At 40.9% G+C, this 11,749-nt stretch carries 10 protein-coding genes; 6 read left to right on the top strand and 4 right to left on the bottom strand.

Features of this window, described 5'->3' with window-relative positions:
- Nucleotides 1-441 (bottom strand): metal-dependent transcriptional regulator, encoded by a 441-nt coding sequence (locus B2952_RS13675; protein WP_072799375.1) that lies wholly within the window; start codon nucleotides 439-441, stop codon nucleotides 1-3.
- Between the two features lie 425 nt (nucleotides 442-866).
- Between B2952_RS13675 and B2952_RS13670 the strand changes: the two genes are divergently transcribed.
- The 6 genes from B2952_RS13670 to B2952_RS13645 all read left to right on the top strand — a co-directional run bounded on the left by B2952_RS13670 (nucleotide 867) and on the right by B2952_RS13645 (nucleotide 6,854).
- Nucleotides 867-1,889 carry a helix-turn-helix transcriptional regulator gene (locus B2952_RS13670; protein ID WP_290733696.1) on the top strand — a complete coding sequence of 341 codons (1,023 nt, stop codon included), beginning with the start codon at nucleotides 867-869 and terminating at the stop codon, nucleotides 1,887-1,889.
- Nucleotides 1,890-2,034: 145 nt separating this feature from the next.
- Nucleotides 2,035-4,362 carry an AAA family ATPase gene (locus B2952_RS13665; protein ID WP_290733694.1) on the top strand — a complete coding sequence of 776 codons (2,328 nt, stop codon included), beginning with the start codon at nucleotides 2,035-2,037 and terminating at the stop codon, nucleotides 4,360-4,362.
- 14 nt (nucleotides 4,363-4,376) lie between these two features.
- Entirely contained in the window at nucleotides 4,377-5,459 is a 1,083-nt protein-coding gene (locus B2952_RS13660) for a hypothetical protein (protein WP_290733692.1), read from the top strand.
- On the top strand, nucleotides 5,444-6,055 hold the full coding sequence (locus B2952_RS13655) for a hypothetical protein (protein WP_290733690.1): 612 nt from the start codon (nucleotides 5,444-5,446) through the stop codon (nucleotides 6,053-6,055). The genes B2952_RS13660 and B2952_RS13655 overlap by 16 nt, the downstream gene beginning before the upstream one ends.
- 11 nt (nucleotides 6,056-6,066) lie before the next feature.
- Nucleotides 6,067-6,444, top strand: a complete 378-nt coding sequence (locus B2952_RS13650) for a hypothetical protein (protein WP_290733688.1) — start codon at nucleotides 6,067-6,069, stop codon at nucleotides 6,442-6,444.
- On the top strand, nucleotides 6,444-6,854 hold the full coding sequence (locus B2952_RS13645) for a hypothetical protein (RefSeq protein WP_290733686.1): 411 nt from the start codon (nucleotides 6,444-6,446) through the stop codon (nucleotides 6,852-6,854). The genes B2952_RS13650 and B2952_RS13645 overlap by 1 nt, the downstream gene beginning before the upstream one ends.
- Here B2952_RS13645 and B2952_RS13640 read toward each other — a convergent pair.
- The 3 genes from B2952_RS13640 to B2952_RS13630 form a co-directional block, all read right to left on the bottom strand.
- The gene (locus B2952_RS13640; protein ID WP_290733684.1) at nucleotides 6,838-7,875 is read right to left on the bottom strand and encodes an ORF6N domain-containing protein; all 1,038 of its coding nucleotides are present in this window, start codon (nucleotides 7,873-7,875) and stop codon (nucleotides 6,838-6,840) included. The genes B2952_RS13645 and B2952_RS13640 overlap by 17 nt on opposite strands.
- A gap of 279 nt (nucleotides 7,876-8,154) precedes the next feature.
- Nucleotides 8,155-9,450, bottom strand: a complete 1,296-nt coding sequence (locus tag B2952_RS13635; RefSeq protein WP_290733682.1) for an McrC family protein — start codon at nucleotides 9,448-9,450, stop codon at nucleotides 8,155-8,157.
- Nucleotides 9,450-11,747, bottom strand: a complete 2,298-nt coding sequence (locus tag B2952_RS13630) for an McrB family protein (RefSeq protein ID WP_290733680.1) — start codon at nucleotides 11,745-11,747, stop codon at nucleotides 9,450-9,452. The genes B2952_RS13635 and B2952_RS13630 overlap by 1 nt, the downstream gene beginning before the upstream one ends.
- Nucleotides 11,748-11,749: the final 2 nt, after the last annotated feature.

The following is an 11,749-nucleotide window of genomic DNA, read 5'->3' as shown; positions in this document are numbered from 1 at the left end:
TTACTTTTCACCTGCTTTTTTGCCGTTTTTCGCGGCGGGTTTTAATTTTTTAGCCGACGAAATCGCGTCCGTCGGCTTCACAAAATCCTCAATCTTACCGAGAGTCTCCGCCGAAAGGATATGTTCCATGCTGCAGGCATCCTTGTCGGCAATCGCTTCGGAAACGCCCAGCTTAATCAGGAAACCCTTCAGAAGAATATGACGGTTCAAAATCATGGCGGCAACGCGTTCGCCCTCTTCGGTGAGTTCCACGCCGCTGTAGGGTTCCTGCCTCACAAGGCCCATCTTCTTGAGTTCCACCATGGCCTTTGCAACCGATGGCATTTTCACGCCGAGAGCCGCGGCAATATCCTTGACGCGGGCAAGCCCGTTCGCCAGGCGCAACATGTGCACCATTTCCAAGTAGTCTTCTAAGCTTTGAGTCAGTTTTGTATGGTCCATATCAACTAGCCTTATTTAGACGAGGCTAATATAGTTTAATAAAACTAATTAGGCAAGGCTAAAAATATTACAATAGCCATACTTTTTTAGACAAATCTAACTTTGAAACGGAAAATTTACATTATTTTGACTTTTTTGCCCTTGTTTTTGCAGTTAGATTTATCTAACTTTTAGTTAGACAAGTCTAATTCTAATTGTTGCCATAGCTTTTAGACCCGGGCTTGTCTGGTTGAAGCAAAAATCCAATTCCCTCCTTGTGTCTCTTTGGGAACGATTGCGCCCCCGCTCAAGTAGCTCTGAGCAGGGGCGTTTTTGTTTAGACTTCCGCAATTATACAGCTTTACATGAAAAAAAAATGAAGTAAACAGGGACACAACGACATTATTTGTCGCAATAATAATATAATTTCTTTTTAGAGGTTTATTATGGCAGATATTACCCGCGCAGACCGTGTATTACAATTATTCGCACTCCTGATTTCGAATCCAAGCAGGAACTATTCTATCAGCGACCTGATGGCGGCTCTGGAAATCCCCGAAAACGAGCGCCGCAACGTGCAACGCGACATGCAAACACTGACTTCCGCCAACGGGGGGGCCTATATCCGCATAATAAGCGACCATCGCGCTTTTCGCTACCAGTCGGCCGTAAAATCGGCAGACAACCTTCTGTTTCCGAATTTCGAAAATACCATGCTGCATTTCGTGTTTCTGCAGCGCATTGCGAACATGTACCCCGCCGCAAGCGAGACTGTCACGGATCTGCTCGAAAAAATCCAGAAAAGCCTGCCTTCGAACGAAAAAAAGGCCGTGGAACAGCTCGCTCAAGACCTGAATTCGCGAATTCTTTTTGCGGGAACCCCTCCCATGTTCGAGGAAGATTCCAGCGAAAAACTCAAGGTAATTCTGCGGGCGATTCACGAACGCCGCAAAATCCTCGTCACCTATATCAGCGAAACTGGTAACATCCCTCGCATGCGAATTCCGCTGATGGTCATTTTGTACCAGGGCGAAATCTACATCGGTTGCGAGTCGCAGTCGCACCCCGGCGAAACCTACACACTCAAGTTCCGCCGAATCCAGAAGGTCGAACTCACCAAGGAAACCTTTCAGGACAACCCAAAGACGCTAGAAATGTTGCGCAAGCGTGTGCGACTCGGTTCCGCAATTTTTGGGCCGCAAGACCCGAAAGCCGAAGACGTAGAAATCGTGTTCAGTAGTCATGCGCAGCATTACCTTGAGGAAAAGCCGTTCCAACGCTCTATGAAAGTGGAGAAAACGTGTGACGGGCGACTGCTCGTCACGATGAAGGCCGTTAACGACGAACTCTTGTTCCGCTGGGTGCTCTCGTACGCCGACAGCGCCGAAGTCATCAAGCCCATAGCCCTCCGCAAAAGACTCCACGAATTCTCGTATTTCCTCGACAGCACCTACCGCAGAAATCATTAGCGATAAAAAGTAAAGCTGCAATGATTAAACTACCCATGCCCGCTATGTGCGGGCTTTTTTTCTTTAAAAATACCGTTTTAATCACGACATTATTTGTCGCAGTAAAAACCTAATTTGAGGATAAATCGAAATATGGAGCAAAAATATGAAAAAAGGATATTTTAAGGACGTTTTTAAATCCCTGCAAAAGAAGACCGAAAAGAAATCTTTGGGCATCAATTTTGTAAATCTCAAAGGCTACGAATACTGGATTCGTATGCTGAGGATTTCCAAAAACTATCCCGATGCAGACGACAGCATCGGCATATTCCCTATAGAAAACGCTTCCCGAATTTTGAGGGGGATTACAACGCATTTTGAACTCCTGAACAAGGCAGAAGACAGACTGTCCAAAACCAAAGCCCCAAAATCACGTTCCCCACGAAATAAAATCGACGAATGCTTTTACGGGATCGAAGAAGATGAAGGTAAATCAGAATCCTATCGCAACCGCAAAAGAGCCGTCAGCAAAATTCGCGACACTATCAAGAATAGCGGCTCCAGCGAAGATATAAAATATGTCACCCACAGCACTCTTGTTGGCGAAGATATCTTCAATGGCCCTGCCAAAAAGATTTTTTACGAGGGTATCATCAAGGAACTTATGGACATCCTCAAGCATCAAAAGAATATCTGTGATCCATACTTAAAGCGCCTTGACATTGTGCAGAAAGCATTCAACCTAGATTCCGTTGAAATGGAGATCCTGATATTCTCGTGGATTTTCTTTAAAAAGGACATTTGCGAGCCTCTCCGTGACATGATTGGTTCGCGAAGATTCGGAGATTGCGTTTTTGTCGATGTATTCGCATCCATTTATCCTGAACTTGATATAGAAAAGGCATGTTCCAACAAGTCTTCTCTCAAGCGGATGGGACTTGTCGATAACGACCTGGAAATTTCAAAGAGAATAGGGTTGTTCCTAGATGGGGTCTCAGGAAACGACCTCGATTCGCTCTATTTCAAGATTTACGACGGCAATAACGTACCCTATAAAAAACTGTGCAACAACAACCCGAAAGTAGAAGTTGCCTTTGACTTGTTGAAACATGTAAAGCCGAATCAGGGAATCAATATTTTCTTCTACGGAGTCGAAGGTACCGGTAAGACTGAACTTTCGAAGGCCATCGCAAAAGAACTCCGACGTCCGCTGGTTCTTACCAATATCAGCATTGATGGCGTTCATAGAGAAAGCAAGGAGGATTCAACTATCCAGGAGCGCTTGGGAAGCATTATGTTTGCGGCGACCAAGTACCAAAACAAGCGTGTCATTCTCTTGGTGGATGAGGCCGATGTAATTTTGAATTGTTGCGAAAAGGGTGCCCTCAACTTTTTCCTAGAACAAATAAAAGTCCCCGTTATTTGGATCTCAAACGACATCCGATTTATTGAAAATAGTACCCTTCGTCGATTTGATTACTCCATCGCATTCGAAAGGCTTGATTCTGAAAAAAGATTGCAGATTTGGCAGTCCGTCATTAGCGAGCAAAACACCGATAAAATACTTGGACCCTTGACGGTGCAACAGTTTGCCGACACCTACCCCATTACTGCCGGTGGCGTGACCCAAGCTATTGCCGGAGCGAAATTATTGCAGGAGACAGGCAGTAAGATTCCGCCAGAACAAGCAGTCCGTATCATCGCAGAAGCACAAACAAATTTACTTTCTTTAAGTTGTGAATACGCCAATCGCGATAAAGAAAGCCATGCGCCCAAATATATCCTTGACGCATTGAATGTCGAAGGAGACATGAACCGTATTATGAAGGTGGTGCAGTCTTTTAACACTAAATGGGAAACCATGCAGGAGATGGATTGTCCGGAGTCTTTGAACATATTGTTCTATGGTGTTCCCGGTACGGGCAAAACAGAACTTGCAAAACACATTGCAAGAACACTGGACCGCAAATTAATCGTCAAGAAAGCGAGCGATCTCTTGGATTGCTATGTGGGTGAAACAGAAAAGAAAATCCGCAAAATGTTCCGCGAGGCAGAAGAAAAGAAAGCAATTCTCTTTTTGGATGAAGCCGATAGTATGCTCAGCGAACGCGCCGGTTCTGAACACAGTTGGGAAGTGACGCAAGTGAACGAACTCCTGACGCAGATGGAAAACTTCAAGGGGATATTCATCGCGGCGACCAACTTCAATGAAAATTTGGATGCCGCCTCACGCAGGCGCTTTGCGCTTAAACTCAAATTCAACTATCTAAAACCCGACGGAATCGAAAAGGTGTGGCAAGCATTCTTCCCGAAAGTAGAATGCTCCACAGCCGCACGAGACCTAAAGGCTCTCGCTCTGGGCGATTTCAAAGCTGTTTATGACACCTTCAAATACTACGAAGAAAGCGAAGTAACCACAGACAGCATCCTGGAGGCCCTCCGTCATGAAATAGAATGCAAAAATACTCGCGAAGGCCGTAGGATGGGACTATAAAACAAGGAGGCTGCATGAATATTTGTGTAGACTGCGACGCCAGCAGCCGACTGGCAAAATTTTTCGCAAAGGACGATGAGGAAAGATGGATTTGCATTCCTAGTCTAAATTTGGGAACATTATCTACCCCCGGCAACGAAGACACCCCCGTTCATCCCGATTACTCCGCAGGAATGACGCTTTCTGTTGGCTCTGGAAAATTGCGAATATTGACAGATATTTCAAACAATGTTGATTGGAAAATATTGAGACAATTGGTTGCCACGAAAAACATCGAAGTTCGTCATTGCAGATGTATTGATATGAACTTATTTCTTCTTCCTCAAAAGCAATATGGTATGGTGCTTGTAAAAGAATACAGTGGTGGCTATTGGAAAGGTTACTTTGAAGATGAAATTGTCTTATTTGAAAGTGATGCTTATGACGGACAAAAAAGCAGTCGATTGTTTTCGATGTTCGTTGAATTATGGGAATGGGCAGAAACCATCACGTTGCAGAAACTTGAGATGTTTTTGACTTTTGCTCAGAAATTTCCAAATTTTTCGCTATCGGAGGATGAAGTTCCCGCAGGAACATATTTGCTTCTATCCAGTAAAGCGGATGAGGCTTGTTATCATGGTGTATTTTGTTCTCGATTAAAAGACGAGTTATCTTCATTAGAGGAAACAGTCTCGTTTCCGTATATGATGGGATTAGATATTCCAAAGAATGCCAAGTATATAATCCACTGCGATTGGATTGCAGAATCAAAAAGATTATCTGTCAATTGGATATATGCTGTAGATGCATCAAATCCGCTTGATTTTGATAATTTTCTATGGATGCATGTTGACGGCAAAGATGGAGAATTTGTCGTCATCAGGCCAAATTATATTGATGACGATTCTTCAATATATCCTACCCGGACATTTCATTTTGAATCGCCTTCCCCCAAAATGGGAGCACGAAAAATTTTCATGCTGTCCGAAGTCAGGTGCCGAAAGCGAGACGAGAAGCGCCTTGAGACCCTACTGAACAGAAAGTTTAAGATGGAAAACGGATTTAAGGATTGCCTTTTAAATAAACCATATAGGGGTACACAATGCAGTTCGATTTAATTAAAACTATTGGCGAAGGTGAAGAACGGGTTGATTACGGATTCGTCTTTGGTGGTGACCGTCAGAAGATTCTGCTGATAAAAGCGGGACAAGACGGTTCCATTTATGGGTATCGCAACAAGTACCTGAAACTTGCCTGCGAAATGCGCGAGCTGTGCGGGTTCTCGGTAGTTTGCGCGTCCACTCCATCATCTGACATCAGCCAGATGGCGCAATTCGCCGAAGTGGTAAAATCAGAATTTGAAATCGGTGGACATACCCAAATCTACTTTATGGGAATGTCAATGGGCGCCTCCATCGGGTGCATTGGTCGATCTCTATTTCCGGAAATCAGCCGATTCCTGTTGGTGAATCCCCCGCTCATGATTAACACGACTCGGATATGCCGCAGCGCCAAGGCATTTGACGGAGACATGATGACATTCGTTTTCGGGAGTCTTGATTCTTCAGCACATTTAGCAGGGCTTCTTAAGCTCCACGAACGTGAAAACATGCACGTTGTGGTTGTGCCAGGGCAAGACCATCATTTTTCAAGAAATGAATTTCGACTAATAGAGTTGATGAAGCTGCTAAATTCTGAAGATAAATTAAAATAAGGAGTGCTAATATGAACATTATCATGACACCGACACAAAAATACAACGACTTGAAATCGCTAGTAAAGCGTTCGTATGCAGACGAAAAAGAACGGAACGAGATGTGGGAATATATCGCAGGCTACATTCTTGCGAACAATGGGAACGAGATCCAGGAAAACAATTTAGAGGCGTTTTCGCGGCTTACCGAACATGAAGGGCTCCTTATCCACATCGACATCGTTGTCGACGCCACGGATCTTGACAAAAGAGCCGTAGAAATGGAAAAAGCCTTCTTAGGCGCCATTGACAAGGCGTGGCCCAACCCGTGGGTTCTTATCTGCTATGGCAAAACCATCGGAACCGACCACGAACTGAACCGATTCTTCTATATGAAAAAGGAGGGGTGATGAAAGTTTTCATCTCCGGTTCAAAATCGATTTCAAAATTGTCCGAAAAAGCCAAATCTTTACTTGACGAGCACATCGCCTTGGGTACAGAATTTCTTGTAGGAGACTGCTACGGCGTTGATGCGGTAGTACAAAAGTATTTAGATTCCAAAGGATACAGCAACGTAATCGTTTACTGCAGCAGTGAAACACCAAGGAACAATTTTGTTACGGGAGCAAAAGTATGTTCTTGCGCAGAAGCCGCCAAAGGCCTTACAGGCAGCGCATTCCAGTATGTGAAAGACATCCAAATGGCGCAAGACTGCGATACGGCTCTCATGGTTTGGGACGGAAAAAGCAAAGGCACCGCAGAAAACATCCGCCGCATAAAGGAAATGGGAAAACCGTACAGAATTATAAACGAGGATTGACTAATAATTTTTCCATCAGTACATGATAAATTTCCGTGTTTTCAATCTGCATGATGGTAGTGATTTTGTTGCCCGCATCTTTACTTGATGCGCCGCAGTGGAAAAGTTTTTCGCCTTTTAAGCCATAATCCAAAAAGATGTAACGGTCGTGGAACTCATCATTCGTCCTTTTCTTGTCAAATTTAACATCTGGGCGAGCCTTCAAGAAATCCTTCCGAATCTGTTCAGTCAACGATTCGTAACCATTTTCATCGCTATAAATCGTCACAGAAACGCCCCTGGCGATTCCTCGCAAAAGGTCAAGCGTCTTGACCCCGACATAGTCATCGATAATAGTGATGGACTTCTTCGCCATACCGTAAATCTGCGTATAGGCGACATCGGCGTCCAGCTTCTGCCCGTTCAGAATCAAGAAATGCTTGAAAGTCGAAGGATCGACGAAGTTTTCCATGACCTTCTGAAGGTCGGACTGAATGACCGCAATATCCTTGGTATTCCGTTCCGTTTGCACGGCAATTTGGGCAATGCCGTCATAACCCAATAAATTCCGATTTTCGGCAATGATGTAGTCCTTCATTTGCTTGAAAAGGCGGATAAGAGCCTTACTTTGCGCCGTCGCCCGTTCGCCCTTAAGAACCGTCATGAGCATATAAACGCCCTGTTCGGTAAATGCGTATGGAGCATACTTTATGTTTGAACCGCGAGAACCCTTGTTCAAGGTCAAAAATTTTGACCTTGAAGATTCGATGTTTTCAGATTCCATGTTCAAGGTGCAAATTTTGCACCTTGAAAGTTCTTCAATTTCCTCCGAATTCAACTGAAAGCGAAAATCTTCATCGAATTTTTCGATGTTGTTTTTAACCTGCCGATTAAAAACTTTAGTGCTATATCCATAAATTTCCGCCAAGTCGGCATCAAGCATAACCTTGAGCCCACGAATAGTATATATCCGCGACTTGAGCATATTTTCGTCTATCAGGGAGAACTCTGGTTTGGCAATCGCCGTTACATCTTTCTTCATTTAAATTCCTTCTCGTCTACATGCAAAAAAGACGAGACTACACACTTGTTCACTACAAATATAAATTCATGGATGACGATTGTCAAGGGGAACAACAATTAAAGGTGAAAATTTTGCACCTTAGAAACTTGAAGCCGGAATTTCCGACTTCAAGATTTTTCTTGCAACTGAATCGTTATCGGAAACGGGATTTCTTTCACGAAGTTTTCCGTTTGTTTCAAGATACCTTGCAAAGCCGGGTTCGTTCTAGGTAATACATCAAAAAGACAACCGTTCAGGCTATTTTTCTTCCTTCAATTGTGCTAGAAGTGTAGAAAAAGCATCTTTATCTCCCAGATCTAAACAATATATACTTACTGACAAACCATCGTTCCTATCTTTAAATTCTTTATATTCTTTTATTTTCCCATCCATATCTTTATTTTTGGGATAAATAAGCCAGATATTTGGACAATTATATTTATGTCCATAGGCAAACATCTGGTACATATCTTGCTGAGAAATACCATAATTTAGAGAATCGTCATTTACAAGCCGTTTCCATTTTGTATCTAAAATGATATTGATTTTATCATCCTTTTTCATTACGATGTCTGGGCGCATCTGAAATTTATTTGAAGGAACTTCAAATAAATATTTTGCACCATATTGCGAACGAACATTCCATTCTCTCCAATAATCGTCTTCCGTCTCCTTGATGACCGCTTTACGCAATTTCTTCGCTACATATGCTTCAAAAACTTTTTCCATCGGGAAAAGAATTGATCTTACAGAGGTGCTTCCAGAGAATGTTGAGAAGCTTTTATTTTGAAGAAAAACTCGCGCCCATGCCATTAGGTTTTCATATTCGGTCGTATTTCGAGTTTTTATCACTTTTGAGAAATCTGCTTCATAATTGACAGATGCATCAACCTGTTCAAAGAACATCAGTTGCCTTCGAATTTCTGCGAGATTAGAATCGCTGTTTGATTTTTTATTGAGATATAGTAAAGTTGATTTGACGAGTCTGTTTTCGGGGCGATTCAATTGGAATTCATCATATTCTACATAAAAACGCTCTTGATGAACAAGATTTTCTCGTATATTCTGCGAGACTAGTAATTTACCCTTAAATGTTTTAGAATTTTCCTCTATATGAACATAACCAGATTTCAAACCCACGCGAGTTAGCTTCTGTACATCATTCAAAAACATTTGGATGAAAATTTCGAACAAAGGCATTTTGGATGTGTTCAAATTCGCAAAATCAGATACTTTGAACTGATTTTCATCCATACATTGTAGCATTTTCAAGAAAATGCTCCTAGTTTTATCGAAATTTTCGTCATCTTGCGCTAGATCAATTTTAGGCAAAACTTCTATGCGAAAACCATCAGGTAGTTCAATAACTCCAACATAATTTTGAACCTTGATGGCTTCTTTGCCATTTTTTGGTACGAGTTTGAAAAAATCAGGAGCACTTTTTTCAGAATCAAAGACAAAATCTCGGAGCAATTTAAATTGACCGCTAGAGAGTTGCCCTTCAGCATCCCCTTGTTCAATGATTTCAAACTCTTTTTTTATCAGTGTTTTCATCAAATGATATCTTTATAGCTATTAGGATCTTTAAAAGCTTTTTGATTTATCCGATATGTATATTTCTCCGTATTCAAATCTTCGTCACGACTATTCTTCTTGAAAAGGTCTTTTGGGGGAACAACCTTTGTTATGAATTGATGTTCTTCATCCTTTTCATTGTCTCCTAGCACAAGGCGAATCTTTTCGTAATCGTCATAGAAATATTCTTGTAGTAGAGGGATAACCTTGTTTTTAAAGACTGAAGACAATTTTTCAGGAGAATCTACTCCAATAAAGAACGCGTGGCCGATAGTATGTTCTCTGTCATAGAGATATTCGATACGCTCATTAATGGTTTTTAGCGTTTCACAGATGTTAATAATAACACCTTTATACTCAATCTCTTTGCCTTTTAATGGTGATGATTCGCTAGTATCCGGCATCATTTCAACAAAATTAAATCTACGACGAAGAGCTGTATCCATCATTGCAATGGAACGATCCGCTGTATTCATTGTTCCAAGAATATAAACATTATTCGGAACACCGAATTCATCTCCAGAACAAGGGAGCGTTACTTTCATCCATTCCCTTTCGCCCAAACGCTTAGAAGGCTCGATGAGCGTTATCAGTTCTCCAAAAATTTTGCTGATATTGCCACGATTGATTTCATCTATGATAAATACTCTTGCATTACTTGGTAAGTCATTACTTTCGTTGCCATTGAATTCTTTCAACCCGCATTCTTTTTTCATATACTCTACAATGGCCTTTCTGTAGTTGTCATGCCCACCTTTTTTCACACCAGGTTTTTTCCTGTATATATTTTGCAGTTGTTTCTTATTAAAGAATCGATGAGCATCCTTAGCCTTTAATCCATTATGAGATACATTCCATTCAATAGCAAAGGTTTTGTTTTTATCGCTAATATAAGGTATTTCAAGGTATTCCTTATCTTCATCATCTAGTTTGTCGCACAACACACCCCATGCTTCTTCAAAATTACCGGATATTTTATCACAAAAAGCCTTGAAACATCCTGTTTCCAACTTGTATTTCAACATTCCTGCAGAATCGTCAAGGTCTGGTTTAATTCCTTCAATAAAATCCTCATAGCCATACGATTGATGGAAGGTCACAAACTCGATGCGTCCCTCATCCTTAAGAGCATCATATCGTTGCTTTACGGATTTAAAACCCGTTTCTTCCTGCATTTCTCTTTTTATATCTTCAACATCTTTATCTTCGCAAATAGCTACGGCGTAGGCCATGGTGTTGAATGTTTTGCCTGTTCCCGGAGGTCCATAAAGAATTGTATTCAACGCAATTTCTTCTTTGTTCGTTTCTGACGCACTCATTTTTTCTTCCTCACTGTTACTATTCTCCGAAGGAATTTCACCTTTACTCTTTTGAATTAATTCTAAAATTTTGGGACCATATTGTTGTTCAAAGCTAAGCATTTGCTTTACAGCGTTATTCGCAACATCGCCAACATCTGTTCCAATAGGAATTTCTCCATATTCCAATGTTGTTTTTTTTGCACCAGGTTTGACTTTAATCAGTTGTTTTAGGCTTTCTTCTTTTTGGGCAAACTCTTGAAATTCCTTTTCGAATTTAAAATTGTCTTCACAATGAAAACATATTTGTATATAGTTTGGTACATAGTTTTCATCATAGCCACCACAAAACTCATAATGGCATTTTTTCTTACCCCAATCATTTTCTTTTGCATTAAACGGTTTATATTGCAAACAAGCCTTACCTTCATCAATAAATTTCAAAGGATTATATTTTTCACCCATTATTTGCATTATGCTCTCAAACAATGCATGAAATTTTCCATTTCCATTTTTTTTCATATTATCCCTCATATCGCAATATACACTATACAATTTATTTATATCCTGATTTAATTCATCCACAGATTTCCTATCTGGGTAATAGGCGCAGAAACCTTTAAAAAAATTATCTTCACCACAGATGTAATGATTCACTTTTTTTAAACTATCATATTTAATTTCAGATCCAAGTTCCTGTTGTATTTTTTCATAATATTTCTCTAAAAAAGACCGCCTTTTTGCAATTTTTTCCTTTCGATCTTCCTCGTTTTCCTTTTCCCAAAAACGTAAAAATATATGTGAATCTTTAACACCTAAAGAGACATAATCTAATAAGCCGTGTCTTTTCGATAAATAACAACCATAATCACCATTTGAGATTTTTTTGTAATCACGCAATTCACCAATTTTTATTTTTTCATTCAGAAAACTTCTTACAAATTTTTCTTTTTCTTGATTATTTTTAAAGACTGCCATAT

This window comes from Fibrobacter sp. UBA7003 (assembly GCA_002449765.1).
GTDB lineage: Bacteria > Fibrobacterota > Fibrobacteria > Fibrobacterales > Fibrobacteraceae > Fibrobacter.
This window is presented reverse-complemented; position numbering and strand designations above follow the sequence as displayed.